The organism is uncultured Veillonella sp. (genome assembly GCF_900545795.1).
Lineage (GTDB): Bacteria > Bacillota > Negativicutes > Veillonellales > Veillonellaceae > Veillonella_A.
Genome location: NZ_URAR01000005.1, coordinates 72,775 through 98,402, shown reverse-complemented (window position 1 = coordinate 98,402; position 25,628 = coordinate 72,775). Strand labels below are relative to the sequence as shown.

26 protein-coding genes and 1 pseudogene are annotated in these 25,628 nt (G+C 38.9%); 26 read left to right on the top strand and 1 reads right to left on the bottom strand.

Translation table 11 applies throughout. The features are described from left to right. Window positions 1-5: 5 nt before the first annotated feature. From nrdR to QZR90_RS03945, 21 genes and pseudogenes are all read left to right on the top strand, one after another. Window positions 6-470: a transcriptional regulator NrdR gene (nrdR, locus tag QZR90_RS04045; RefSeq protein WP_295789053.1), complete on the top strand. Its 465-nt coding sequence runs from the start codon at window positions 6-8 to the stop codon at window positions 468-470. Continuing rightward, window positions 467-1,399, top strand: coding sequence for a dipeptidase (locus QZR90_RS04040; RefSeq protein WP_295789050.1), 933 nt, complete (start codon window positions 467-469; stop codon window positions 1,397-1,399). Before nrdR ends, QZR90_RS04040 begins: the two co-directional genes overlap by 4 nt. A gap of 50 nt (window positions 1,400-1,449) precedes the next feature. Then, entirely contained in the window at window positions 1,450-2,028 is a 579-nt protein-coding gene (gene gmhA / locus QZR90_RS04035; RefSeq protein ID WP_295789048.1) for a D-sedoheptulose 7-phosphate isomerase, read from the top strand. Window positions 2,029-2,037: 9 nt separating this feature from the next. Beyond that, window positions 2,038-3,519, top strand: a complete 1,482-nt coding sequence (gene rfaE1, locus QZR90_RS04030) for a D-glycero-beta-D-manno-heptose-7-phosphate kinase (protein ID WP_295789047.1) — start codon at window positions 2,038-2,040, stop codon at window positions 3,517-3,519. After that, window positions 3,516-4,481, top strand: coding sequence for an ADP-glyceromanno-heptose 6-epimerase (gene rfaD / locus QZR90_RS04025; RefSeq protein ID WP_295789045.1), 966 nt, complete (start codon window positions 3,516-3,518; stop codon window positions 4,479-4,481). The genes rfaE1 and rfaD overlap by 4 nt, the downstream gene beginning before the upstream one ends. A 164-nt stretch (window positions 4,482-4,645) precedes the next feature. After that, window positions 4,646-5,185 (top strand): HAD family hydrolase, encoded by a 540-nt coding sequence (locus tag QZR90_RS04020; RefSeq protein ID WP_295789043.1) that lies wholly within the window; start codon window positions 4,646-4,648, stop codon window positions 5,183-5,185. A gap of 9 nt (window positions 5,186-5,194) precedes the next feature. Further along, window positions 5,195-6,223, top strand: coding sequence for a lipopolysaccharide heptosyltransferase II (waaF, locus tag QZR90_RS04015; protein WP_295789039.1), 1,029 nt, complete (start codon window positions 5,195-5,197; stop codon window positions 6,221-6,223). A gap of 10 nt (window positions 6,224-6,233) precedes the next feature. Next, a pseudogene (locus tag QZR90_RS04010) lies at window positions 6,234-7,321 on the top strand (glycosyltransferase family 9 protein). Then, window positions 7,321-8,325 (top strand): 3'-5' exonuclease, encoded by a 1,005-nt coding sequence (locus QZR90_RS04005; protein WP_295789037.1) that lies wholly within the window; start codon window positions 7,321-7,323, stop codon window positions 8,323-8,325. Before QZR90_RS04010 ends, QZR90_RS04005 begins: the two are co-directional and overlap by 1 nt. A gap of 79 nt (window positions 8,326-8,404) precedes the next feature. Further along, entirely contained in the window at window positions 8,405-9,799 is a 1,395-nt protein-coding gene (locus QZR90_RS04000; protein ID WP_295789035.1) for an aminopeptidase, read from the top strand. Continuing rightward, window positions 9,799-10,137, top strand: a complete 339-nt coding sequence (locus QZR90_RS03995) for a hypothetical protein (RefSeq protein ID WP_295789032.1) — start codon at window positions 9,799-9,801, stop codon at window positions 10,135-10,137. The genes QZR90_RS04000 and QZR90_RS03995 overlap by 1 nt, the downstream gene beginning before the upstream one ends. A gap of 85 nt (window positions 10,138-10,222) precedes the next feature. Then, window positions 10,223-10,591, top strand: a complete 369-nt coding sequence (locus tag QZR90_RS03990; RefSeq protein WP_295789031.1) for an arsenate reductase family protein — start codon at window positions 10,223-10,225, stop codon at window positions 10,589-10,591. A 151-nt stretch (window positions 10,592-10,742) separates the two neighbouring features. After that, a complete protein-coding gene (locus QZR90_RS03985) occupies window positions 10,743-11,723 on the top strand; it encodes an ABC transporter substrate-binding protein (protein WP_295789029.1) in 981 nt (326 codons plus the stop codon). 59 nt (window positions 11,724-11,782) lie between these two features. Continuing rightward, window positions 11,783-12,652 (top strand): ABC transporter permease, encoded by an 870-nt coding sequence (locus QZR90_RS03980; RefSeq protein WP_295789027.1) that lies wholly within the window; start codon window positions 11,783-11,785, stop codon window positions 12,650-12,652. A 12-nt stretch (window positions 12,653-12,664) separates the two neighbouring features. Then, window positions 12,665-13,453: an ABC transporter ATP-binding protein gene (locus QZR90_RS03975; protein ID WP_295789025.1), complete on the top strand. Its 789-nt coding sequence runs from the start codon at window positions 12,665-12,667 to the stop codon at window positions 13,451-13,453. Window positions 13,454-13,596: 143 nt separating this feature from the next. Beyond that, a complete protein-coding gene (gene rpsO, locus QZR90_RS03970) occupies window positions 13,597-13,863 on the top strand; it encodes a 30S ribosomal protein S15 (protein ID WP_295789023.1) in 267 nt (88 codons plus the stop codon). Window positions 13,864-14,058: 195 nt separating this feature from the next. Continuing rightward, window positions 14,059-16,128 carry a polyribonucleotide nucleotidyltransferase gene (locus tag QZR90_RS03965; RefSeq protein ID WP_295789021.1) on the top strand — a complete coding sequence of 690 codons (2,070 nt, stop codon included), beginning with the start codon at window positions 14,059-14,061 and terminating at the stop codon, window positions 16,126-16,128. 85 nt (window positions 16,129-16,213) lie between these two features. Next, on the top strand, window positions 16,214-16,660 hold the full coding sequence (dut, locus tag QZR90_RS03960) for a dUTP diphosphatase (RefSeq protein WP_295789019.1): 447 nt from the start codon (window positions 16,214-16,216) through the stop codon (window positions 16,658-16,660). Window positions 16,661-16,720: 60 nt separating this feature from the next. Further along, on the top strand, window positions 16,721-17,254 hold the full coding sequence (locus QZR90_RS03955; protein WP_295789017.1) for an NUDIX domain-containing protein: 534 nt from the start codon (window positions 16,721-16,723) through the stop codon (window positions 17,252-17,254). 198 nt (window positions 17,255-17,452) lie between these two features. Further along, window positions 17,453-18,625: a phosphopentomutase gene (locus QZR90_RS03950; RefSeq protein WP_295789015.1), complete on the top strand. Its 1,173-nt coding sequence runs from the start codon at window positions 17,453-17,455 to the stop codon at window positions 18,623-18,625. A gap of 90 nt (window positions 18,626-18,715) precedes the next feature. Next, window positions 18,716-19,027 (top strand): hypothetical protein, encoded by a 312-nt coding sequence (locus QZR90_RS03945; protein ID WP_295789013.1) that lies wholly within the window; start codon window positions 18,716-18,718, stop codon window positions 19,025-19,027. Between the two features lie 313 nt (window positions 19,028-19,340). On the opposite strand, the gene rpsT is transcribed toward QZR90_RS03945, so the two are convergent. Continuing rightward, window positions 19,341-19,601, bottom strand: a complete 261-nt coding sequence (gene rpsT, locus QZR90_RS03940; protein ID WP_295789011.1) for a 30S ribosomal protein S20 — start codon at window positions 19,599-19,601, stop codon at window positions 19,341-19,343. A 163-nt stretch (window positions 19,602-19,764) separates the two neighbouring features. Here rpsT and polA point away from each other — a divergent pair, with 163 nt between their 5' ends. From polA to QZR90_RS03915, 5 genes are all read left to right on the top strand, one after another. Next, on the top strand, window positions 19,765-22,587 hold the full coding sequence (polA, locus tag QZR90_RS03935; RefSeq protein ID WP_295789010.1) for a DNA polymerase I: 2,823 nt from the start codon (window positions 19,765-19,767) through the stop codon (window positions 22,585-22,587). Between the two features lie 149 nt (window positions 22,588-22,736). After that, window positions 22,737-23,561 carry a bifunctional DNA-formamidopyrimidine glycosylase/DNA-(apurinic or apyrimidinic site) lyase gene (mutM, locus tag QZR90_RS03930; RefSeq protein WP_295789008.1) on the top strand — a complete coding sequence of 275 codons (825 nt, stop codon included), beginning with the start codon at window positions 22,737-22,739 and terminating at the stop codon, window positions 23,559-23,561. Window positions 23,562-23,584: 23 nt separating this feature from the next. Then, the gene (gene coaE / locus QZR90_RS03925) at window positions 23,585-24,199 is read left to right on the top strand and encodes a dephospho-CoA kinase (protein ID WP_295789007.1); all 615 of its coding nucleotides are present in this window, start codon (window positions 23,585-23,587) and stop codon (window positions 24,197-24,199) included. Beyond that, window positions 24,196-24,768 carry a lytic transglycosylase domain-containing protein gene (locus QZR90_RS03920; protein ID WP_295789005.1) on the top strand — a complete coding sequence of 191 codons (573 nt, stop codon included), beginning with the start codon at window positions 24,196-24,198 and terminating at the stop codon, window positions 24,766-24,768. The genes coaE and QZR90_RS03920 overlap by 4 nt, the downstream gene beginning before the upstream one ends. A gap of 5 nt (window positions 24,769-24,773) precedes the next feature. Further along, window positions 24,774-25,442 carry a hypothetical protein gene (locus tag QZR90_RS03915; RefSeq protein WP_295789004.1) on the top strand — a complete coding sequence of 223 codons (669 nt, stop codon included), beginning with the start codon at window positions 24,774-24,776 and terminating at the stop codon, window positions 25,440-25,442. The last annotated feature ends 186 nt before the right edge of the window (window positions 25,443-25,628 follow it).

Below are 25,628 nucleotides of genomic sequence, written 5' to 3'. Positions count from 1 at the left end.
TACTTATGAGATGTCCGTACTGCAAGCATACAGAAAATAAAGTAACAGACTCCCGTGCCACTGATGATGGGAATAGCATTCGTCGCCGTCGTGAATGTTTATCTTGCGGTCGCCGTTTTACTACCTATGAAGTAATCGAGGATGTGCCTATTATGGTTATCAAATCTGGTGGCGATTATGAGATGTTTGATCGGAGTAAACTCCTCAATGGTTTATTACGGTCCTGTAATAAACGAAACATTCCTCGTGAAACCTTAGAGAATGTAGTAAAAAATGTAGAAGATGAGATTCGCAATCGAGCTAAGCAAGAGATTAACTCTTCTGAAATTGGAGATTTAGTACTCGCTGAATTAAAGGACATTGATGAAGTGGCCTATGTTCGCTTTGCCTCTGTATATCGTAATTTTGATGATGTGCAGGCCTTTGTAGCAGTACTGGAAGATTTAAGAAAGCATGAGGCAGAAAAATGATAGATCTTCATTGCGATACCATTATGCAGTTAATTGACCATCCCAATAGTGGCGATTTATGGGAAAATCCTTGGAAAATAGACATTCAAAAATTAAAAAAAGGTGGCTATGAATTACAAGACTTTGCCCTATTTGTGCAATTGGACCAGGAAAAAGATCCTTATGCTCGCTATGAAGCTATGCTACAAGTATTTAATGAGCAAATGGCTAAGTATAAGGAGCATATTGAGCTCGTACGCTCTTATGAGGACTTTTTAGCTATTAAGAAAAAAGGTAAATTGGCGGCTCTTTTATCTGTGGAAGAGGCCGGGGTTTTTGATGGCGACTTAGGTAAATTAAAGAAAGCCTATGATGATGGCGTGCGCCTCATTACGATTAGCTGGAATTTTCCTAATGGCTTAACGTTTCCACAAGGGGAGCTTCATGAAGGTAAGAAGCTTACAGCTAAAGGCATTGAATTTGTAGAATATATGGAAGAATTAGGCATGATTGTAGACTGCTCACATTTAAATGACGCAGGAACATTCCAATTGGGTGAGATTTTAAAGAAACCATTTATAGCGTCGCATTCCAATGCGCGGGCCTTAAAAAATCATCGCCGAAATCTGACAGATGAAGAAATTCGTTTAATTGCCAATAAAGGCGGAGTGATTGGTTTAAATTTTGCCAATACATTCTTAGGCACATCAAAAATCAGTTTAATTGAAGATATTGTGCGCCATGGTTTATATATTTATGAAAAAGGTGGCGCCGATGTAGTTGCCTTAGGTACAGACTTTGATGGTATTAATCCGGCTACTGAAATAGAAGATGCAAGTCAAATGCCGCGCTTATATGAGGCCTTTAAAGCGGCTGGCTTAAGTGAAGCTGATTTAGATAAGCTCTTTAGAGCTAATGCAGAACGCGTATTTAAGGAGATTTTGCAATAGTTTATTTATGATTTAATAGTATGATTTAAATCTAATAATAGAGGAGATATATGAACGAGGGACAATCTGTCAATCCACTCATTGCGGAGCGCTTTCAAGACCATTTAGACGTATTTGGTCGCACCATGGAGCAAATGGAGTGCATTGAAGAAATTGCAGAGCGCTGCAAGATGGCGTTGGCAAATGGCAATAAAATTTTATTTTGTGGCAATGGTGGTTCAGCTGCTGATTCGCAACATTTAGCGGCTGAATTAGTGGGCCGATTTCAAAAAGAGCGCGTTTCCATGCCAGCAATTGCCTTGACTACAGATACTTCTATTTTGACCGCTGTAGGCAATGACTATGGCTATGATGAAATTTTTAAGCGTCAAGTGGCTGGTCTAGGCCGTGTAGGGGATGTACTCATTGGCATCTCTACTTCCGGTAATAGTGGCAATGTAGTTAAGGCGGTAGAACTAGCTAGAACTATGGGGCTTCATACCATAGGCTTTACTGGTGAAGGTGGCGGCAAAATGCGCGAGCTCTGTGATATTACATTGGCCATTCCTTCTAAGGTAACAGCACGCATTCAGGAGATGCATATTTTAATTGGCCATATTATTTGCGAACTCATTGAAGAAGGGTATTGATTTTATACTATGATTAGTAAAACCATAAATGACTTTTTAATTCAAAAATTGCCAGAAATGCGTGTAGCTGTTATTGGTGATATTATGGTGGACCGCTATGTGTTTGGCGAAGTGGGCCGAATTTCTCCAGAAGCGCCTGTGCCAGTCAATCGCGTGGAAGAAGTGCGCGAAGTATTAGGTGGGGCGGCCAATGTGGCTGCCAATTTAGCTGGCCTTGATTGTCAGGTGTACTTAGGTGGCATAGCGGGTGCCGATGCACATGGTGCTATTTTAAGTACTATGTTAAAAGAAAAACATATTGATCAAAGTGGCATACTGCACAGTGAGACGCGACAAACAACGACTAAAATGCGTATTATTGGTGGCCGTCAACAGATGTTGCGTTTAGATTTTGAGGAGCCTAAATTAATTGAAGAGCAAGAAGAAGCCTTTTTCTTGTCTTGGCTTGAATCAATTAGTGCAGAAGGCTTAGACGGTATTGTCATATCCGATTATGGCAAGGGCGTGTGCACACCAGCCTTATTGAAGTCAGTTATTGAGTTTGCTAAATCAAAGGGAATTAAGACGATTGTAGATCCTAAGGGGTCTGATTGGACCAAATATGCAGGGGCTACCTTCATTACTCCTAATGTAAAAGAGTTAGGTGAATGTGTAGGCCGTGAGCTTGCCAATACAGATGCAGGTATTGTAGAGGCGGCAGGACAGGTGTTAAAGGATATTGCCTTTGACTATGTCGTGGCTACTCGCTCTGCCAAGGGGATTACGGTAGTAAGTAAAACTGGTCAAGTGTGGCATAATCCAGCTACGCAACAGGAAGTATTTGATGTAAGTGGTGCTGGTGATACCGTAGTGGCCATGATTTTAACGGCTATGGCAGCAGGGCTTACAGTGAGAGCTACTCTTCATGTAGCCAATGCAGCAGCCGGAGTTGTAGTGTCTAAAATAGGGACTTATCCTATTCATCGTCAAGAGCTTCTCGATTTGTGGCAACATATTCGGGAACGAAACTCAGAAACTATGACAACATGTACGGCTCAGGACATGGCACAAAAGGTTCGTCAATGGCAAAATGAAGGGGCTACCGTTGTATTTACTAATGGTTGCTTTGACATTTTACATAGTGGTCATATATCGTATTTACGCGATGCTGCTAAATTAGGGGACCATTTAATTGTGGGGCTTAATTCTGATGCTTCTGTAAAACGTCTAAAAGGAGCAGCACGCCCTATTAATAATGAGGACGCTCGCGCTGATTTAATGCGTGCTCTAGGCTTTGTAGATGGAGTAGTAATATTTAATGAAGATACGCCAAGTGAACTCCTCAGTCAATTGCGACCAAATATTTTAGTCAAAGGTGGCGATTATAAGGCTGAGGACGTAATTGGCCGTGAATTTGTAGATAAAGTAGTGATTTTACCATTTAAGGATGGATATTCTACTACGGGCATAATTGAAAAAATTAAATCCTTGGTTCAGGAGGGCTTATTATGATTATCGTAACTGGTGGGGCTGGCTTTATAGGCAGCAATATTGTAAAGCAATTAAATAATCGTGGTCGCAATGATATTTTAATCGTTGATGATTTAACTGATGGTAGTAAAATTAAAAACTTACAGATGCTGGATTTCTATGACTATATTGACTGTGAAGACTTTGATGCAGCTGTAGCCGATAATTGCTTTGATGTAGGGCCTATTGAAGTTATTTTCCATGAAGGTGCTTGTGCGGATACAATGAACTACGATGGTCGCTATATGATGAAAAATAACTTTGAAGGAACCAAGAATTTATTCCATTATTGCCAAGAGCGTCGTGTGCCATTTATTTATGCATCATCGGCATCTACCTATGGTCATGGAACAAATGGTTTTAAAGAAGATCCCGCTTGCGAAGAAGCTTTGAATCCTTATGCGTATTCAAAATTATTCTTCGACCGCTATCTTCGTCGTTTTGAAAAGCATTTGCAATCTCAAGTAGTGGGCTTACGTTATTTTAACGTTTTTGGTCCTAATGAAAATCACAAGGGGAATATGGCCTCTTTAGTGAGCCAAATGTTCTATAAACTTCGTGAAACTGGAGAAATTACGCTTTTTGAAGGCACTGATGGCTATGGCAATGGCGAGCAAGTGCGCGATTTTATCTATGTGAATGATGTAGTTAATGTAAACTTCTTCTTCTGGGAGCATCCAGAAATCAGTGGTATTTTTAACTGTGGTACGGGCGAAGCTAAGAGCTTTAATCGCTTTATGAATGCCGTTATTAAATACAATGGGTCCGGTTCTTTGCGCTATATTCCATTCCCAGAAGTTTTAAAAGGAAAATATCAAAGCTTTACTGAAGCTGATACAACAAAACTTATGAGCGTTGGTTACGATAAAGGCTTTACTAATTTAGAAGATGCTGTAGCAGAATATTGTGAACTATTAGACCACAATGAAGGCTATGTGCGCTAATAAGTAGTGTATGAAAAGCTACTAGTGAAGTTACTAGTGAATTAACCATTTCGAGTATATTAGCCATTGCTAGTGTATTAATAGAGCTTTGTGTATTAATAGCGTTTTATGTCATAACCATTAGATTAGTTTTTTTATATAAATTACGATGTGGGAGGTACTTTGTGAGAAAAGCTATGTTTTTAGATCGCGATGGTGTCATTAATGTAGATGTAAATTATTTGTATCGCATTGAAGACTTAACTTTTTTCCCTGGTGCTAAGGAAGCGTTAGCATTGGCTGTTAAAGCAGGTTATGATTTAATTGTAGTGACCAATCAAAGTGGTGTAGCTCGTGGGTATTATACAGAAGCCGATGTGCAGGCATTACATCAGTATATGGGGGACCAATTAGCTAAGGTGGGGGCCCCCATTTTAACCTTTTATTATTGTCCTCATCATGAAAAGGGCCTTGTTCCAGAGTATACAAAAGCTTGTGATTGTCGCAAGCCAAAACCAGGTATGATATTACAAGCCTGTGAAGATTATGAAATAGATGTGGCGAAAAGTTTCTTAATTGGCGACAAGGAGACTGATGTAAAGGCTGCTGAGGCGGCAGGCATGAAAGGGTATTTACACACAGAAGATAATCTATTGCCCTTAGTGCAGCGCATTTTAAAAGAGCGCCAGGAACTAACTGATGAAAGTACAATGGCTAAAGAGTAGGAGGTCATCGTGAAAGACTATAAAAATATATTGATTATAAAAATGAGCTCTTTAGGCGATGTCATTCATGCATTACCTACTTTACATGCAATTCGTCAAAATTGGCCACAAGCTAAAATAACTTGGGCAGTTCATGAGCAATTCAGTGCTGTATTACCGGGTGAACCTTATATTGATGAAGTACTGTATATCAATAAGAAAAAATTAAAATCTATTTCTTATTTACTCGAATTGCGCCGTGAACTTCAGAGTCGCCAGTTTGATATGTGTTTAGACTTACAATGCTTAGCTAAGAGTGCCATTGTAGCTTTTTTAAGTGGGGCAAAAGAAAAATATGGTTATTGGGAGCTCCGCGAAGGAAGTAAATTAGTTAATAAGGCCTTGGTTGGACCCAATCAATATGGACATGTTATTGAGCGCTATTTAGATACAGTGCGCGCTTTAGGCGGACGAGTTGATTCCATTGAATTCCCTTTACGTCGCTCTGAAGAGGCTGCTCAATCTGTACGAGCCAAACTAGAGGCCCGAGGTCTTTCTATGGATCATCCTTATATTGTGGTAGCACCTGGTGCGCGTTGGGCTGTAAAAGAGTGGCCTATAGGGAATTTTGCACAGTTAGCTACTCGATTAAGTGAAGCAGGCTTGCCGGTCGTTTTAATTGGCGCTCCTAATGATGCTAGTAAAGGCGAGTCCATAAAGTCCGTGGCGACCTCTTCACAGGTAGTTAATATGATTGGGCAGACTAATCTACTGGAATTAATAGAACTTATTGGGCATAGTGCCCTTTATATTAGTGCTGATACGGGACCTTTGCATATTGCAAATGCTTTGAAACGGCCGTTAATCGCTTTGTTTGGCCCTACTTCACCAGATAGAACCGGTCCTTATGGGGGATCTTATGTGCATATTATAAAATCGCCTACTTCTAGAGCTACTGTAGAGGAGCCTTTAATTGATGATCCCGAATGTATGGCTCAAATTACTGTAGATCAAGTAATGGACGAAGTGAAGCCAATATTAGAACTATCTACGAATTGAGGAGTACTTTATGGATTTTGATCATAAACATATTGTGGTTACGTTTTTGATGCATTTAGGCGATGTCATTTTGACTACACCTTTTTTGCATGTTTTGAGAAAAGCGGCACCACATAGCCATATTACATATGTGATGGATGAAAAACTAAAAGAAGTTATGCAATATAATCCCAATATTGATACGATTATTACAGTGGATAAAAAAGGCCGTCATAATAGTATAGGTGCTTTACGTCGCATTGGTAAATCGATTAAGAACGTTGTAGGGAGACCTGTTGATATAGTTATTAACTTACATCCTAATGAGCGCACTAGTTTCTTAGCCTATGAAATTGGCGCGGCATACTAACCACCAACGCACAGGGACACGAAATCACCAGAAAGATGAGTCATTTTTTATTTAGACCTTTTATGTCAAAATATACAAGGCTTGATAGAAAAACTCGTCACGCTGCTGATATGTATATCAATGTATTGGAGCAATTAGGTGTACAAGATATATCCAATAAAGGCTTAGAAATATATAGCTGTTCGCAATGGGATGAAGCAGTACGAAACTTTTATGAAAGTCATGGCGTATCCGATGTTGATACGTTGATTGGGTTTAATGTAGGAAGCGCTGTACCAGAAAAACGCTGGCCAAAGGAACGATTTGCTGAGGTGGCAGATTTCTTTTGTCAAAAAGGTTATAAGGTAGTATTCTTTGGTGGGCCTATGGATGTAGATATGGTGCGTGATGTAGTCAATCATATGAATCATACGCCTATTGTTGCTACTGGTGCCTTTGGCTTAGGCGAACTAGCCGCTGCTATACGCCATTGTAATTTATTTATTACAAATGATTCTGGTCCTATGCATGTAGCTGTTAGTCAGCGCGTGCCACTAGTGGCTTTATATGGGCCTTCAAATCCTAAATTTTATGGACCTTATACGAATAATTGTATTGTGCTAGAATCAATGGATCAGTATGAAATTGGCAAGAGCATGAAACAAATTATTAAAGAAGGAAAATATAAAGGTGTTAGTGTCATAACTAAAGAGGCTGTAATTGAAGCAGCACAGACGCTCTTACAAGAAACCTGTAATGAGGACATATAATGAATTATATAATTTTTGATTTAGAGTGGAACCAACCATTTGCCAATGATATTGGGTTTATGAAGCGCACGGGGCTTCCCGTATCAGGGGAAATTATTCAAATTGGAGCTATCAAACTAGATGAAGAATTAGAACATGTGGATAGCTTAAATTTGTTGGTCAAACCACAGTATTTAACTAAGATGCATAAGCATGTAGAAGAGCTCACGCATATTACAGCGCAAGACTTGTCTATGGGACTTAGTTTTCCTACGGCCTATAGGCAATTTGAAAGCTGGTGTGGAGACGATTCTATTTTATTAACTTGGGGCTCAGACGATATCGTCATGCTTCGAGAAAATTTAAAATTGCATGGCCTTACAACACATGGCATACGGCCATGGTATGATGCTCAACTTTTGTTTGCTCATTTAGTGCATGGTGACTCCAAGCAAGTGGCCTTAGTCAAAGCTATGGAAGAACTTGGCATTTCCAGTGATGAACTGACAGCTCATAATGCGCTACATGACTCAATTTTTACAGGCCGTATATGCAAGGCTATTCCCTTTAAACAGGGAATTGAACAATATGATGAGATTATAAAAAAAGTATATGCACCGGCCTATTTTCCTGATGAATTAAGCTTTTTTATTTATGAAAACTTTCAGGATAAACGGCAAGTTTTTCATGATCGACGCGTTAATAAGGCGCATTGTCCATATTGTCAAAGCTTGCTTAATTTAAAAAAGATTCAGCGCTTGTCAGGGGATAAATTTATATCCTTAGGCCGCTGCCCACATCATGGTGAATTTGCTGTTCATTGGCGCATTGGCAAACAGATGAGAAAAGGTGGCATATTGCGTTTTTATGTAACTAAAATGCTTACAGAGGCGCCAGAAAAGCTACATACTCTCTATAAAGAGCGTACTGAAGTGAATCGCCGTAAAGAAGAGGCCTATTTAAAGCGGTTAGCTCAAAAGCAAAAAGAACGAGAGCAAGCTGAAATCAAAACAACTTCAAAGTGATAACAAGCTAACATATTCAATGTAGATATTTGATATTAAAAAATTATTATTTTATTTTTGTATAAAGGATGGTGTTATTATGGAACGCAAATATGCGTGGCATGATTATAGTGAAGCTGATTTACAAGCTGTGGAGCAGTTAAGTAAAGAGTACATGGATTTCTTAAATATAGGTAAAACTGAGCGCGAATGTATTGATGAAACGATTCGTCAAGCAGAAGCTAAAGGATATAAAAACCTTCGCGATGTATTACTTGCTAAAGAAAGTATTAAACCAGGCGACAAAGTATATGCAGTGCATATGAAGAAAATTATTGCCTTATTTAATATTGGCAATGAAGATTTAGAAGATGGATTTAACATTTTAGGGGCTCATATTGACTCTCCACGTTTAGATGTTAAACAGAATCCACTATATGAAAAAGACAATCTAGCTTTCTTAGATACTCATTATTATGGGGGCATTAAAAAATATCAATGGGTGGCTATGCCTTTAGCTTTACATGGTGTAGTAGTTAAGAAAGATGGCACAGTAATTCCTATTTCCATTGGCGAAAAAGAAACTGATCCAGTATTTTGTGTAACAGATTTATTGCCACATTTAGGGCAAGAACAAATGGAAAAGAAAGCGGCTAAAGTAATTGAAGGTGAAAACTTAGACCTTCTCATCGGTAGCCGTCCTGTTAAAGGGGAGTTAAAAGAAGGGGTAAGTAAATTCTTAAATGATATTTTTGAAAAAGAATATAATTTTACGGAAGAAGATTTACTGTCTGCAGAGCTTGAAATCGTACCAGCTGGTAAAGCGCGTGAAATGGGCTTTGACCGCAGCATGATTATTGCTTACGGCCAAGATGACCGCGTATGTGCTTACACATCTTTAGCAGCTATGCTAGAAGTTGATAAGGTAGAACGAACTACTTGTACTTTATTAGTTGATAAAGAAGAAATTGGCTCTGTAGGTGCTACAGGTATGCAATCTCGTTGGTTTGAAAATGTTGTAGCTGAGCTTCTTGAAGCAGCGGGCTTAACATCTCCATTAGCAGTGCGCCGCACTTTGGAACGAAGCCGTATGTTGTCTTCTGATGTAAGCGCTGGTTTTGATCCTCTTTATGCATCTGCATTTGAAACTAAAAACTCTGCCTTCTTGGGTAAAGGTGTAGTATTCAATAAATTCACTGGTGCTCGTGGTAAATCTGGTTCTAATGATGCTAATGCTGAATACATGAGCTTTATTCGCCGTGTTATGGATGAAAACAAAGTATTCTTCCAAACGGCAGAGCTTGGCCGCGTAGACCTTGGTGGGGGCGGTACGATTGCTTATATCATGGCTCTATACGGCATGAATGTTATTGACTGTGGTGTAGCGGTACTCAGCATGCATGCGCCTTGGGAAGTAACAAGTAAAGCCGATATTTATGAAGCTAAAAAATGCTATGTAGCCTTTTTACAGACTAAGGGTGAGGATTTAAAATAATGTCTCAGTCTAAGCAAACTGTAAAGGTTGATATTTATGATATTGAAGTAGACAAGGCTGAACAATATAAATCAGACCGAGAGCTTTGTGCCGAAGCTGTGAAAGGTATGATGGAAGAGTTTTGCTCTATAGTAAAAAGGGAAACCTTAGACCCTAAAATGGGCGAAGCCATTGCTGGATATGTTAATGATGGTTCATGTCTTATGTCCGTTCTATTAGATCCCTTTGAAGTGCCCGTCATGAAACTGGCTTTAGAACGGGGCAATTTAAAAACTTATGTTTTAGCAGCCAATGGGTTAACTGAAGAGATGGCACTAAGTTTGAAAGCCGCTCGGTAATTGATTTTACGATAGTGAATCTTATTGTAAACAATATATGTAAATATTTTTATGTAAGTAGTAAGCCATAAGTCGGAGGTGGACTATGTTATTAGTAGAGTATCCAACTTGTTCTACATGCAAGAAGGCCAAGTCTTATTTAACAAAACACAATATAGAATTTGAAGCTCGTAATATTAAGGAAGAAAATCCAACCGCTGAAGAACTAGGTGCATGGTTGCCTAAAAGCGGCAAAGAAATAAAAGCCTTTTTTAATACATCTGGTCAAGTATATCGCAGTGAAAACATTAAGGATAAATTGCCAAGCTTAAGTGAAGAGGAAAAATTAGCCTTATTAGCTAGTAATGGTATGTTAGTAAAGCGTCCTATTTTGATTTTGCCAGATACTGTATTAGTTGGCTTTAAAGAAGCAGAATGGGAAGAAGCATTACAGCGTAATGGCTTTTTAAAATAAGAATATGCATTAAGTGAGATAGAGAATTGCAATTAAAAAATATGTGAATTGCAATCCATCTATTGAAATGTAATTAGAAAAAAGCTATAATGTGTAGTATTAAATATCCCGTGTAGATGGATAAATGTAGTATAGTAGAAGGGAGCTTTTTATGATGTGGAAAAAGCGTGTAGTAGTTGCATTGGCAGCATTGATGGTAGTAGGCTTAGTGGCTGGTTGTGGTAGTGATTCTAGCAGTGGTGGCGACAAAACCTATAAAGTAGGGATTGTACAGCTTGTAGAACATCCTGCCCTTGACGCGGCAAATAAAGGCTTTGTAGATGGATTAGCATCCAAAGGTTTTAAAGATAATGTAAAAATCGATCAGCAAAATGCACAGGGCGATCAATCTAACTTAAATAGTATTGCCCAACGCTTCGTGTCTGAACGTGAAGATTTAGTACTTGCCATTGCCACACCGGCAGCACAATCAATGGCTAATGCAAGTCGTGATATTCCTATTTTAGGTACAGCCATCACTGACTATGTAACGGCTAAATTGGTTGAAAGCAATGAAAAACCAGGTGGCAATGTAAGTGGTACAACAGATATGAATCCAGTGGAACAGCAAGTGGATTTAATTGCAACTATTTTGCCAGAAGCTAAAAAGATTGGCATTTTATACAGTACTAATGAAATTAACTCCCAGCTTCAAGCTGAACGCATGAAGAAACATGCAAAAGAAAAAGGCATTGAAGTGGTAGAGGCCACTGTATCCAATGTAAATGATGTACAACAAGCAGCTCAAAATCTTGTATCTCAAGGCGTTGTAGCTATTTATGTACCAACTGACAATATTGTGGCATCCTCTATGCCTAACTTAGTTAAGATTACAGATTCAGCTAAGATTCCTGTATTCCCAGGCGAAGATAATCTAATTAAAACAGGTGGTTTAGCTACTTACTCTGTAGATTACTATCAATTAGGCTTCCAAGCAGGTGTAATGGGGGCGAAAATCTTATCTGGAGAATCTAAAGTTGGTGACATGCCAATTGAAGCACAGACAAATTTCAAACTTGTAGTCAACGAAGAACAAGCTAAAAAGCTTGGCATTACGATTCCTGCTGATGTATTAAAGGAAGCAAATAAATAAGATAAACAAGAGAAAAGGGCTTCGGTCCTTTTCTTTTTGCAAATCATATGGAGGGTGTTATGGAGAATTTAATTATTTCCACATTAGGCCAGGGCTTATTGTGGTCATTATTAGCGATTGGCGTATTTATTACGTTTAGAGTATTAGATATTGCTGATTTAACAGTGGAAGGTACTTTCCCTTTAGGGGCTGCTATTTCGGTTACTTTAATTGTCAATGGATTTAATCCAGTGCTTTCCATCGTAGGTGCTGCCATTGGGGGCGTGCTGGCAGGTGTGATAACTGGTTTAGTGCATACGAAGTTAAAGATTCCTGCTTTGCTAGCTGGTATTTTAACTATGATTGCCTTGTATTCTATTAATCTACATGTTATGGGTAAGGCTAATGTGTCTTTATTGCGCATGGACACTATTTATACATATTTAGAAAAAATTCACTTGGCACCTACTTGGGCGTTAACTATCGTAGGCTTATTAGGGGCTGTGTTAGCAGGTCTATTTTTATTCTGGTTCTTTGGTACAGAAATTGGCGCTGCCATCCGTGCCACTGGTGTAAATCCACAAATGATTCGCGCTCAAGGTGTGAATACAGATACGATGATTTTAATTGGTTTAGCCTTATCTAATGCTTTTGTAGCTATTGCTGGGGCCTTAGTCGCTCAAGGTAATGGCTATGCAGATGTAGGCATGGGCGTAGGGACTATCGTTATTGGTTTGGCTTCTGTAATCATTGGGGAAGTTTTATTTGGTACACGTTCTTTCGTGCAAAATCTTACAGCCGTGGTGCTCGGTTCCGTGGTGTATCGCATAGTAATTGCTGTAGTGCTGTACTTAGGTATGCCACCAAATGATTTAAAACTATTCACTGCCATTCTTGTAGCCATTGCATTGGCTTTGCCAACGTTAAAAGCTAAATGGCAGAGTCGATAAGGAGGGACCACCATGTTAGAAGTAAAAGATTTAGTAAAAACATTCTTTAAAGGCACGGTCAATGAAAAAACGGCTCTCCATGGCGTGAATTTACGTCTTGAATCTGGCGATTTTACGACTGTTATTGGCGGCAATGGGGCTGGCAAGAGCACGTTGTTAAATTCTATTGCTGGCGTATTTCCAGTGGACTCTGGCAGTATTACTATCAATGACACAGATATTACTAAAATGCCTGAATATAAACGAGCGGCCTTTATTGGTCGCGTATTCCAAGATCCTATGCTCGGCACAGCAGGGAATATGCAAATTGAGGAAAACCTTCTCTTAGCTTTGCGCCGTGGTAAATCCATGGGCTTGAAGTGGGCCTTCGTACCTAAAGAACGAGAATTATTCAAAGAACGTCTTTCTTTATTAGGTTTAGGTCTAGAAAATCGTTTATCTGCTCGTATGGGGCTCTTAAGTGGTGGGCAACGTCAATCCATTACTTTATTGATGGCTACTATGTTGCGCCCAGAGCTTTTGTTACTAGATGAACATACGGCAGCTTTAGATCCTAAAACAGCTGAAAATGTATTATCCTTAACGGACAAGTTAGTAAAAGAATATAATCTAACAACTCTTATGATTACTCATAATATGCGCGATGCGCTTCGCTTCGGCAATCGTCTTATTATGATGAATAATGGGCGCATTATTTTTGATGTGCGCGATGAAGAGAAGGCAAAGCTTACAGTTGCTGATTTACTAGAGCGTTTTGAAGTAGCTGGGGAAACTGTTAGCGACCGTATGGCATTGGGTTAATTAAGCTAGAATAGGCCTTTACAAGCAGTGTGAAGTATAGTATACTTTTAAAGGTGCTTAACGCACAGGACGCAGGCGAAGTATACGAGTCTCCAACGTTTACTTTGGCTTAGCGAGTATTTTATTTTTAGGAGGACATACACATGTTAACAACAGAAGCTAAATTAGCAATCATTAAAGAATTTGCTACTCATGAAGGAGACACTGGATCTCCAGAAGTTCAAATCGCGATTTTAACTAATCGTATCGTTTACTTAACTGAGCATTTAAAAGAACATAAAAAGGATCATCATTCCCGTCGTGGTCTTTTAAAATTAGTAGGTCAACGTCGTAACATGCTTGACTACTTACGTCGTAAAGATATTGAACGTTACCGTGCAATTCTTGAAAAATTAAACTTACGTAAATAATTTAACACGTAACTTAAAAAGCGGCTTCGGCCGCTTTTTTCTTATATGGGAAATGAATATTATAAGTAGAATAGAGTCTCAATTAGAAAAATATAGGTTTTTCCTAGAAAAAGACTTTCAATTTCTAGGTGAATCTATTAAAATAAGAGAGATGTGAAAAATTTAAAGACAGATTGATTCAGAGGAGGAATCGGAATGGAACAATTCCAAATGGACCTAGCGGGTCGTACATTGACAATTGAAACGGGAGAGCTAGCGAAACAAGCGAGTGGCTCTGCCTTAGTTCGTTATGGTGATACAGTGGTGCTTGTAACCGCTACAGCATCTAAGGAAGCCAAGGATATTGACTTCTTCCCATTGACTGTAGACTACGAAGAAAAAATGTACTCCGTAGGTCGCATTCCAGGGGGCTTTATTAAACGTGAAGCAAAGCCACCAGAATCTGCTATTCTTCATAGCCGTTTAATTGACCGTCCGATTCGCCCATTATTTGATAAGGGCTGCCGCAATGAAGTGCATGTAGTAGCTACTGTATTATCTGTAGATCAAGATAATGCACCTGAAATTTGTGGCATGATTGGTGCGTCTGCAGCGCTTGCTTTATCTGATATTCCATGGGCTGGTCCTATTGCTGGTGTTCGCATTGGCCGCGTTAATGGTGAATTCGTTATCAATCCAACTGTAGCTCAATTAGAAGAAACAGACTTAAATGTTGTAGTAGCTGGTACTAAAGATGCTATTTTAATGGTTGAAGGTGGCGCTCAAGAAGTATCCGAAGATGTATTGCTAGAAGCAATTATGCGCGCCCATGATGAAATTAAAACTATTGTAGCGTTCCAAGAAGATATGGTAGCTAAAGCTGGCCTAGCAAAACGTGAATTCCCAGTGCATGAAATTGACCAAGAAGTGTCTGACGCTGTACATGCGTATGCTCATGATGCTTTAGATAAAGCTGTTCGCTGCGCTGATAAACAACAACGTGATGCGCAACAAGCTGAAGTATTTGAAGATGTATTGGCTCATTTCGAAGAAATTTACCCTGAAAACTTAGGTGATGTAAAACTCACTTTAGAAAAAATGGTAAAAGAAATCGTACGTCATATGATCACTGTAGAAAAAATTCGTCCAGATGGTCGTCAACTTGATGAAGTGCGTCCAATCTCTGTGCGCGTTGGCATGTTGCCTCGTACACATGGTTCTGGCTTATTTACTCGTGGTCAAACACAGGTATTAAATATCTGTACCTTAGCGCCATTATCTGAAAAACAAACCATTGATGGTATTGGTATTGAAACAGAAAAACGCTATATTCATCACTACAATTTCCCATCCTATTCTGTAGGGGAAACTCGCTCCTCCCGTGGTCCAGGACGTCGTGAAATTGGTCATGGTGCTTTAGCAGAACGCGCTTTATTAGCTGTGCTTCCTACTGAAGCTGAGTTCCCTTACGCTATGCGTCTAGTGTCTGAAGTATTAGAATCTAATGGTTCTAGCTCTATGGCCAGCGTATGTGGTAGCACCTTGTCCTTGATGGATGCAGGTGTGCCAATTAAAGCTCCTGTAGCTGGTATTGCGATGGGGCTTGTAACGCAAGGGGATCATTATACTATCTTAACTGATATTCAAGGTATGGAAGATGCTCTTGGGGATATGGACTTTAAAGTAGCTGGTACAGCTAAGGGTGTAACAGCGATTCAGATGGATATTAAAATCTCTGGCTTATCCCGCGCTATTTTAGAAGAGGCTTTGGCACAAGCTCATAAAGGTCGTATGCATATTATGGGTAAAATGCTTGAAGTTATTGATGCACCTCGTGGCCATATGTCACCTTGGGCACCACGCATTATTACAATTAAGATTGACCCAGATAAAATTCGAGATGTTATCGGTCAAGGCGGTAAAGTCATTCGTGGCATTATTGAAGAGACTGGTGCGAAAATTGATATTGAAGATGATGGCACAGTATCTATTGCCGCTGTTGAAGAGGCATCTGCGAACCGCGCCATTGAAATTATTACAAATTTAACTAAAGAAGTAGAAGTAGGCGAAGTATACTTAGGTAAAGTGACTCGTTTGATGAACTTTGGTGCTTTTGTTGAAGTACTTCCTGGCAAAGAAGGTTTAGTTCATATTTCCAAGCTTGCAAAAGAACGCGTTGAAAATGTAGAAGATGTAGTCAATGTAGGCGATGAAATTATGGTTAAAGTTATTGAAATCGACAAACAAGGTCGAATCAATTTGTCTCGCAAGGATTGCTTAAAATAATATAGACCATGTATACTTAAGTTAATGGTGCAGTCCTTTGATTGCGCCACATTAAGAAATCTGCTTTTGAAAGAGGAGTCGTTAGATGGATATTCGTGGATTTGAGGTTGTATCTGCGTTTGAAGATAAGGATATAGCATTACCAAGAAGAAAAACAACGGAAAGTGCTGGCTATGATATTGAATGTGCAGAAGCTGTTACTATCGAACCAGGTGAAATGAAACTTGTTCCAACTGGTTTAAAAGCATTCATGAACTTTGATGAATACTTGGCTATTCATATTCGCTCAAGCATGGCTATTAAACGTCATTTGATGTTGTCCAATAGCACTGGTATCATTGATAGCGATTATTACAATAATGAAGAGAATGAAGGCCATATTTTGATTGCCTTATATAATTTTGGACAGGACACTGTTCAAATTGAACGAGGCGAGCGCGTGGCACAAGGCATATTCTCAAAATACTTAGTTGCCAATAATGATGACGCAACCGGCATTCGTGTAGGTGGCTTTGGCAGTACTGGTAAGTAAAGACATAGGCCCCTAGATTTTGTGCTAGGGGCTTTTTTGTATACATATAGGAGGTAGCATATGAGTTTCCATGAAGAGATTACGAAGTCATCAGAGATGAAATTTGACGGTAAATTGATTAAAGTAACCTATGATACGGCGTTAGTAAATGGTCGTGAAGCATGGCGTGAAGTGGTGCATCATCCAGGGGCCAGTGCTATTATTGTAATCGACAACGAAGGACGTTTGGTTATGGAGCGCCAATATCGCTATGCCCTAAAATCAGGTTTATTAGAGATTCCAGCTGGTAAATTAGATGCTGGCGAAGATCCATTAACTTGTGCTAAACGAGAGCTGGAGGAAGAAACTGGCTATACGGCCAAAGAGTGGATCTCTCTTGGGGCGGTGGCTACAAGCCCAGGCTTTTGCAATGAAATTATTCATATATTTTTAGCCCGTGATTTAGAAAAAGGGGCTACTCATTGGGACGTTGATGAGTATGTTGAGTTAGAGTATTTTACCTTAGAGGAATTACTCGCTGCCATTAAGGAAGAAAGTATTAAAGATAGCAAGACGTTGGCCGCTATTACATTGGCTATGCCTTATTTAAAATAATATTTTGTACGAATTATCTTTGAATTTTCCTATAAACTTACATATAAGTTTATGTATAAGTTGACTATAAGTTTACATATGAATTTATATATGTAAACTTATAGGATTTTGGCTATATTTAATGTGTCTTTTTATTAAATGGCACCAGGAACTGCACTTTTATTTGATTGTATTATGACGAAAGGACTGTGACGTCATATGTTTAAACGAATTATATTGTTAGTAATGGATAGTGTGGGTATTGGAGCGGCACCTGATGCAGCTGCCTTTGGTGATGCTGGTGCCGATACAGTGGGCCATATTGAAGCAACTTGTGGTGAGATTCGCTGTCCTAATTTGAAGCGACTAGGGCTTAGTAAAATTGCGAATATAAAAGAATATCCTCATGAGGATCCTGTCTGTGGTGTATATGGACGTTTACATGAAATAAGTCGCGGTAAAGACACTACAAGTGGTCATTGGGAGCTCTTAGGTCATCCTGTAGATGTACCGTTTCCAACCTTCTATGAAGGCTTTCCTAAAGAGTTGATGGATCGATTTACAGAAGAAACTGGATATGAATATTTGGGTAATGAAGTCGCCTCAGGTACGGAGATTATTGAGCGCCTAGGCAAAGAGCATTTAAAGACTGGCAAGCCCATTGTTTATACTTCAGCCGATTCAGTATTCCAAATCGCAGCGCACGAAGATATTATCCCAATTGAAGAATTATATAAGATATGTGAGATTACACGCCATAAAGTGTGCATTGGCGATTATTATGTAGGTCGTATTATTGCTCGCCCTTTTGTAGGGGAATTAGGGAATTTTAAGCGGACTGCCAATCGCCATGATTATTCCCGTATGCCAGAAAAAACTCTATATTTTGAGCTCTTGCAAGCTAAAGGATTACAAACCATTGGCGTAGGTAAAATTGGCGATATTTATGCTAAGGTAGGCATTAGTGAGTCCTATCCTACGAAATCTAATTCGCATGGCATGAACGAAGCTGCTAGATTATTAGGCGGTACCTTCAAAGAAGGTCTCATGATGATTAATTTAGTAGAATTTGACAGTCTTTATGGACATCGCCGCGATCCTCTTGGCTACAAGCGCGCTTTAGAAGACTTTGATTATCAGCTTGGAGGCTTCTTAGAACTATTACAAGTTGATGACTTACTATTAATCACTGCTGACCATGGCAATGATCCCACTTGGCAGGGTACAGACCATACGCGTGAGCTAGTGCCTTTATTAGGTTATTGGAAAGGTTTACATACAGCCATACCGCTCGGCGATAGAAGTACATTTTCTGATGTGGGGCAAACTATATTAGATAATTTTGATCTCACAGGTGAGTATGGGGCGAGTTTTTTAGAGATTTTAAATTAAATGTTACAGAGCCTAATGATAGAATTGCTACTGAAGAGCCTTAAAGGATTAGTTCCTAGTTAAAAATTTTATTCCAATATGAGGTGAAATATGAACGAAATATTAAAACAATTTAAAATGCCTAATGATGAAGCTAGTAAAGCAAAATATAATTGGGCAAAAACGCAAGTAGAAGTAGCCTTAGAGCAAGGCATGAGTAGAGAAGAGGCATCAGCTTTATATCAATATGTCGTGGATTTAGATGTGGCTGCCATTACTGAAACTGGTAATGAAGAAGTTCATGCCACATTTCGACGTGCCATAGGGCAAGCAACAGCGGCCATGGATGCAGGTCAACCCCTAGGTGTGGCATTAAATCTATTCCGCTGTATTATGCATGGCGACTTAAAGAGTGGCAAATAACACTAGAAAGTAAAAAAGAGCTGTAGACTTTGTCTTTATGCTCCTCATAATACTTAGTAACAAAATACAAAAGTGGTGGTTTTGTAGTTATATCGCTCATGCTACTTGTTGAATAAAATATAAAAAAGCGGTGCAGGGTTTAAGCCTGCGCCGCTTTTCTTTTTGAGACAAAAAAATGCACTACAGTAAGAGCATTTAGAGACGATAAGAAGTTTTACTTGCTAATTCTTTTAGTCTACAAAGGGCTGGTTTTATTTATATAAATAAAAAAAGCGCCGTAATTAAATTACAACGCTTTTTGGTGCCTATAAAATTATAAAGCATTAACTTTAGCAGCCAAGTTAGATTTTTTGCGAGCTGCTGTGTTTTTATGAAGAATGCCTTTGGAGGCCGCTTTATCAATTACGCTAGTAGCTTGAACAAGTGCTTGTTTAGCATCTTCTACTGCGCCTGCTTCAACAGCTTCAACCGTTTTGCGGGTAGCTGTACGAATCTGAGATTTCACAGCAAAATTTTTCGCACGACGTTCAGCGTCTGTTTTTACGCTTCTAATACTGGATTTAATATTTGGCAATTGAGTCACCTCCTTATGATTACAATAATATACCTGAATAATTATAGCATAGAGAGTATTGTTGTGCAATACCTTACTACAATACTTTTTATGTTATAATAAAGAGGTTAAGAATAGATTCATTGTTTTAAACAATAATACAGTATCCATAATGAGGTGTGAAATGAAAAAACTGATGATTATAGATGGAAGTAGTTTGCTCTATCGTGCATTCTTTGCCCTTCCCCCATTAAGCAATGCCTTAGGCGTACCAACCAATGCAGTATATGGCTTTTTAACTATGTTAGTTAAATTATATGATCAACTCAACCCAGACTATGTGGCAGTAGCCTTTGACAAGGGGAAGGAAACCTTCCGTACAGAATTATATTCTGATTATAAAGGAAATCGTCCTAATGCACCTGATGATTTACGTCCTCAGTTTGGTCTCATTCGCGAAGTGCTAGAAGCATTAGGAATCAGTGTAATTGAAGAAGAAGGTTATGAAGGGGACGATATTATTGGTTCCTTGAGCAAATCATTGGGTAATAAAGATACGGCTGTGTATATTATTACTGGGGACCGCGATAGTCTTCAATTAGTGGATACATATAGTACTGTGTATATAACTAAAAAGGGCATTTCCGATATGCTAGAGGTAACGCCTCAAAATATGGAACAAGAGTATGGCTATGGACCTGAAAAAGTGATTGATATGAAGGCACTTATGGGCGATAGTTCAGATAATATTCCAGGTGTTCCTGGTGTGGGTGAAAAAACCGCCCTAAAATTATTGGGACAATATGATACCTTGGAAGGTGTGTATGAGCATATTGATGAGATAAAGGGCAAGCTAAAAGAAAAATTAGCTGATAATAAGGAATTAGCTTATTTATCACGCACTTTGGCAACGATTAAGACTGACATGGAATTACCATATGCGTTAGAAGATTTTGTAACGCAGGCTCATGAAAGTGAAATTGTGCCTTTATTTGATAAACTTGGTTTTCATACAGTCACACCGCGCATAATGAAGGCCATGGGGATAACTGCTAGTGAAGCTGGTGAATCTGCCTTTGCTGACTTTGCCAATGATCCAGCTGAATCAGATTTAGATATCGTTGATGTACAAAGTGCAGAGGATATTGATTTTGCAGATAAATTAGTAGGTATTCACATTATTCCATCAGGAACACATCCTTTTAGAACTGTACAGGATGTGTATATGAGTGATGGCACGACGATCTATCATTTGGGCGCTAGTAGTCATTTTTTAGAGGCTAGCACTGAAGATATTGAGATTGATGACTTTTCTCAAGTAAAACCAGAGCCTAAGAAGAATGCTTCTAATGCTGGCGAAACAAGTTTATTTGCTGAATCAGATACTGATGAAGACAATGTAAGAACTAAAGGCTCTAGCCAAAAGACTGGCAAAAATGGTGCACTTACTGTTGAGACTATGCGAGATATACTACAAATGGTAGTGAATGGAGCTAAGTCCATCGTTTCAAATGACATTAAGTTGCTATTAGAAGTATTAGGCACTGAAAAGCCTGGTAAACTTGATTTGTTTGACAAAGAAGGTATGCCACGTGTTTGGGATTTAACTTTAATGGCCTATCTCTGTGACCCAACACGAACTAATTATGGCGTGACCTACCTATTAGAGCGCTTTAATGGTGGCACTGTGCCTACATCGGGCAATGCACAAGAGTTTGCTAGTACAGCGTTAGCTTATGTGAAGATGGCACCAGTAGCGGAACAATCTTTAACAGACAATGGTGTAAGCGATTTATATAAGACGATTGAGTTACCTTTAATTAGAACCTTGCTCCTAATGGAAAAAAATGGGATTTACATTGACTTAAAAGCTTTAGATGAAACTAAAGCGCGCTTCGATGTAGAGGCAAAAGAGCTAAGTGATGCTATTTTCGAATTAGCCGGAGAGGAATTTAATATTAACTCACCTAAGCAATTAGGCGTTATATTATTTGATAAATTGGGATTGCCAGTTATTAAGAAGACGAAAACTGGCTATTCTACTAATGCCGAAGTGCTTGATTTATTAAAGGACAGCCATCCAATTATTGAAAAGATTTTAGCCTATCGAACTGTTGTTAAATTGATTTCCACCTATTTAGATGGTTTGAAGCCTTTAGTCAATAGTGAGACGAAGCGCATTCATAGTACATTTAATCAAATGGTAACAGCTACGGGCCGCTTAAGTAGCTCTGATCCTAATTTACAGAATATCCCTGTGCGTTCTGAGAAAGGGCGAGAGATTAGAGCCTTATTCCTTCCTGGAGAAGGGTATGATAATTTGGTAAGTGCGGACTACTCACAAATTGAACTTCGCATATTAGCTCATTTATCAGAAGATCCTGCGTTAATTAAAGCCTTTTTAGACGGCGAAGATATTCATCGCTTTACTGCGGCTGAAGTATTGGGCAAAGCGGTAGAAAATGTAACTCCATTAGAGCGTTCTCATGCGAAAGCGGTTAACTTTGGCATTATTTATGGTATTAGTGACTTTGGTTTGTCTCGTGATTTAGGTATTACCCGTAACGAAGCAAAAGATTATATTGAACTATATTTTAGCCGTTATCCTAAAGTTAAGGACTATATGGATGCTATGGTAGCTCAAGCTCATGAAACAGGTGCAGTGCGCACGATGTTTGGTCGTGTGAGAGCTTTACCAGATATTAATAGCCGTAATTTCAATCGCCGTTCTTTTGCTGAACGTACGGCTATGAATACGCCAATTCAAGGTACGGCAGCAGATATTATTAAATTAGCTATGAACCAAGTAGCAGCTGCTATGGAAGAGCAGAAATTAACCTCTCGTTTATTACTTCAAGTTCATGACGAATTAGTTATTGAAGCTGTTGCCGATGAAGAGAAAATAGTAGAAGAGTTACTAACCTCTATTATGGATAGCGTGGTAGAATTAAAAGTACCACTTATTGTGGATGTGCACAGTGCGGCTAACTGGGCAGAAGTAAAATAATTTAGTTGGACCTAGTATACTCTTATACTGCGTTATGAAGAGGCACTGAGGAGGAGCCCGTATCTTGAGGATAAACGCTTGCCTTGTGCCTCTTTGATTTTGGTCTTACGGCACTGTATGCATATTAATTATGAAAAGAAGGTTTGACTATGCCAGAACTACCTGAAGTGGAAATAATAAGAGAATATATAGATGGTAAAATCAGAGGAAAAACAATAGATTCTGTTGAAACTTTGTTGCCTCGCCTTTGGCGCAATAGTACGCCGGCTATGGCTCATAGTACATTAAAAGGTTTAGTGGTAGCCGGTTTGAAGCGTCGTGGCAAATATTTAATCCTTCATTTTGAAGAAGTAGATTTACGCTTAGTGATTCACTTGAAATTGACGGGGCGTTTGGTGTATCATGAATCGTCAGTGGTTAATCGCTTTGATCGTATACTCTTTCATTTTACTGACGGTTCGGAATTGGCCTATGGAGATGTAAGAACCTTAGGTGGTTTGTACTTATTCCTTAATGAAGAGGTCATTGATTTAAAATCTTATGTTACAATGGGAGTGGAACCATTAAGGGAAGATTTTACACCAGCTTACATGTATGAAGTGAGTCGACGAAGTGGGATTCCTATAAAACCATTTTTATTGGATCAAAAATATGTAGCCGGCATTGGCAATATATATGCTGATGAAGCGCTGTTTAAAGCTCGTATTCGACCGACTCGTCGAGCCAATTCCTTAACTAAAAAGGAGAGTAAAGCTCTTTGTGAAGCGATTAAAGAAGTGCTATTGAGCAGCTTAAGCCATGGTGGCACCAGCTTTAGAGATTATAAAAATGGAGCAGGCGAAAAGGGCGATAATCAAAATTATTTGTCCGTATATGGTCGCGGTGGGCAGCCTTGTAAGGAATGTGGCGCCCCGTTAAGTGACATGACCTTGCGAGGTCGTCATACGGTATATTGTAAATACTGTCAAAAATAGGACATTATAGGAGATTGTATTTTATGTATAGAATTGGTCTAACTGGAGGCATTGCAGCAGGCAAGAGCACTGTAAGCCAATGGCTACAATCACAGGGCCATGCTGTTATAGATGCGGATAAAGTAGCGCGTGAAGTAGTTGAAGTAGGCACAGTTGGCTATAAGGCTGTAGTTGAAGCCTTTGGTCCAGATGTAGTGAATGCTGATCAAAGCTTAAATCGCGCTGCCTTAGGCTCCATTATATTTAATGATGAGAATAAACGAAAATTATTAAATGCCCTCTTACATGATTTAATAAAAGAGCGCATCAATTATTTAGCAGCTAACTTTGAAGCGGAAGGTTATTCCATCATTATTTATGATATTCCCCTTTTAATTGAAACTGGTTGGCATACTTTGATGGATGAAGTGTGGCTCGTGGAGAGTACAAAGGAGCATCAATTACATCGTCTTATGGTGCGAAATGGCTTGACTGAAGAAGAAGCTTTGGCGCGCATGAATAGTCAAATGCCTACAGAAGAAAAGCGCCGTTACAGTCAAATCATCATCCATAATAATGATGATATTCCAAGTTTAGAATTACAATTACAACATATTTGGCAAGAATTAGAAATTCGTTTGAAAAAGGAGATGGCATGAGAGGGTCCACATTATTAGCCTTAGCAGCAGTTATATTAGGTATGTACTATGCTGTTATTGGTGAACCTTATTTAGCGCGTATGTATGCATATCCTTTAGAACATCGCGAATTAGTCCATGCCCAAGCACGGGCCAATAATGTACCATTTTCCCTAGTGGCAGCAGTTATCTTAGCGGAGAGTAAATTTGATGAATCGGCGCAGTCAGCTCCTGGGGCGATGGGCTTGATGCAATTGATGCCTGACACGGCCCATTGGATTGCGGAGCAAATGGGGCGTCCTGCTATGACTGATGTTGATATTAGAGAACCTGAAACTAATATTAAATTGGGCACTTGGTATCTATCCTATTTACTTAAAGAGTTTAAAGGCAATGAAATTTTAGCCTTAGCTGCTTATAATGCAGGACGCGGTCATGTAGAAGAGTGGATGCAGACTTATGGCTGGGATGATCAATTTAATCGTATAGATGAGATTCCTTTTGCAGAAACTCGTGAGTATGTAAATACAGTATTGAAAAATAAAGAGCATTATGAACAATTGTATAGTGATGTGAGTGTACGGAGGTAAAGGTCTTGGGTGAAAAAGTTGATATATTGACTGAATGTGCAGGACGAACCTATGACTTTTCTTGGCTTCCTCAACAGATTGAGTCATTTAAATTAGTTGTTGATACAAAACAAGTGGACAATACATTTTTATTTTTTCATTATGAAAATGAACTAGGTTGGAAGTGGCAAGCCTTATATGATAAAGAAGTTGATGACTATACAGTACATGTTATTATGCCTCTTTTTTATTTTGTAGATATCAGTTTTATTCGCACTAATTGGGACGATTTCTTGCAGGGCCTACAGGAGCGAGCAGTAGAAGCTTTACGAAAGCGATTGATTGCGCAAGCAGAATTATTTACCTATGAATATAAAAAGACTAAAATTCTTGATTGGGATTATAGTAAAGTAATGCCGAGTAAGATTGATGACTTTGTGCTAGATATTACGCCTCACAATGCTATTTCTATGATTAATGGGTCTTTTATCATTGGTGAATATCGACGTATGGATGACGCATCTGGATTGCTCTTTTTCTACAATGTACTGCGCGAAGAGTTTTTTGCAGAGTTGCGAATCCACAATGTACCAGAGATTAGTCATCACTTTGATGGCCGTACTGTACAAGAGTTTGAAGACATGGTAGCAAAGCATTTACATAGTGAATTAGAGAGCATTACAGCACGACTATAAAATTTGTAAATCGTGAGAATTGTAAATTTTTGTAAACATGGCTTTAATAAGGCGTTTTATTTGAATTCTTAGAATGTTTATGCTATAATGTAATAGATTTGGAATACGTTACCTTTTGAAGAGTGGGCTCTGGCTCACTCTTTAGTTTATAATTGGCCTAATATATACATACTAGCCATATAAAAT

Excerpts from the sequence above, each read along its gene's own strand:
- nrdR (WP_295789053.1), top strand. The coding sequence starts at position 6 with ATGAGATGTCCGTACTGCAAGCATACAGAAAATAAAGTAACAGACTCC.
- QZR90_RS04040 (WP_295789050.1), top strand. The coding sequence starts at position 467 with ATGATAGATCTTCATTGCGATACCATTATGCAGTTAATTGACCATCCC.
- gmhA (WP_295789048.1), top strand. The coding sequence starts at position 1,450 with ATGAACGAGGGACAATCTGTCAATCCACTCATTGCGGAGCGCTTTCAA.
- rfaE1 (WP_295789047.1), top strand. The coding sequence starts at position 2,038 with ATGATTAGTAAAACCATAAATGACTTTTTAATTCAAAAATTGCCAGAA.
- rfaD (WP_295789045.1), top strand. The coding sequence starts at position 3,516 with ATGATTATCGTAACTGGTGGGGCTGGCTTTATAGGCAGCAATATTGTA.
- QZR90_RS04005 (WP_295789037.1), top strand. The coding sequence starts at position 7,321 with ATGAATTATATAATTTTTGATTTAGAGTGGAACCAACCATTTGCCAAT.
- QZR90_RS04000 (WP_295789035.1), top strand. The coding sequence starts at position 8,405 with ATGGAACGCAAATATGCGTGGCATGATTATAGTGAAGCTGATTTACAA.
- QZR90_RS03995 (WP_295789032.1), top strand. The coding sequence starts at position 9,799 with ATGTCTCAGTCTAAGCAAACTGTAAAGGTTGATATTTATGATATTGAA.
- QZR90_RS03990 (WP_295789031.1), top strand. The coding sequence starts at position 10,223 with ATGTTATTAGTAGAGTATCCAACTTGTTCTACATGCAAGAAGGCCAAG.
- QZR90_RS03985 (WP_295789029.1), top strand. The coding sequence starts at position 10,743 with ATGATGTGGAAAAAGCGTGTAGTAGTTGCATTGGCAGCATTGATGGTA.
- QZR90_RS03980 (WP_295789027.1), top strand. The coding sequence starts at position 11,783 with ATGGAGAATTTAATTATTTCCACATTAGGCCAGGGCTTATTGTGGTCA.
- QZR90_RS03975 (WP_295789025.1), top strand. The coding sequence starts at position 12,665 with ATGTTAGAAGTAAAAGATTTAGTAAAAACATTCTTTAAAGGCACGGTC.
- rpsO (WP_295789023.1), top strand. The coding sequence starts at position 13,597 with ATGTTAACAACAGAAGCTAAATTAGCAATCATTAAAGAATTTGCTACT.
- QZR90_RS03965 (WP_295789021.1), top strand. The coding sequence starts at position 14,059 with ATGGAACAATTCCAAATGGACCTAGCGGGTCGTACATTGACAATTGAA.
- dut (WP_295789019.1), top strand. The coding sequence starts at position 16,214 with ATGGATATTCGTGGATTTGAGGTTGTATCTGCGTTTGAAGATAAGGAT.
- QZR90_RS03955 (WP_295789017.1), top strand. The coding sequence starts at position 16,721 with ATGAGTTTCCATGAAGAGATTACGAAGTCATCAGAGATGAAATTTGAC.
- QZR90_RS03950 (WP_295789015.1), top strand. The coding sequence starts at position 17,453 with ATGTTTAAACGAATTATATTGTTAGTAATGGATAGTGTGGGTATTGGA.
- QZR90_RS03945 (WP_295789013.1), top strand. The coding sequence starts at position 18,716 with ATGAACGAAATATTAAAACAATTTAAAATGCCTAATGATGAAGCTAGT.
- polA (WP_295789010.1), top strand. The coding sequence starts at position 19,765 with ATGAAAAAACTGATGATTATAGATGGAAGTAGTTTGCTCTATCGTGCA.
- mutM (WP_295789008.1), top strand. The coding sequence starts at position 22,737 with ATGCCAGAACTACCTGAAGTGGAAATAATAAGAGAATATATAGATGGT.
- coaE (WP_295789007.1), top strand. The coding sequence starts at position 23,585 with ATGTATAGAATTGGTCTAACTGGAGGCATTGCAGCAGGCAAGAGCACT.
- QZR90_RS03920 (WP_295789005.1), top strand. The coding sequence starts at position 24,196 with ATGAGAGGGTCCACATTATTAGCCTTAGCAGCAGTTATATTAGGTATG.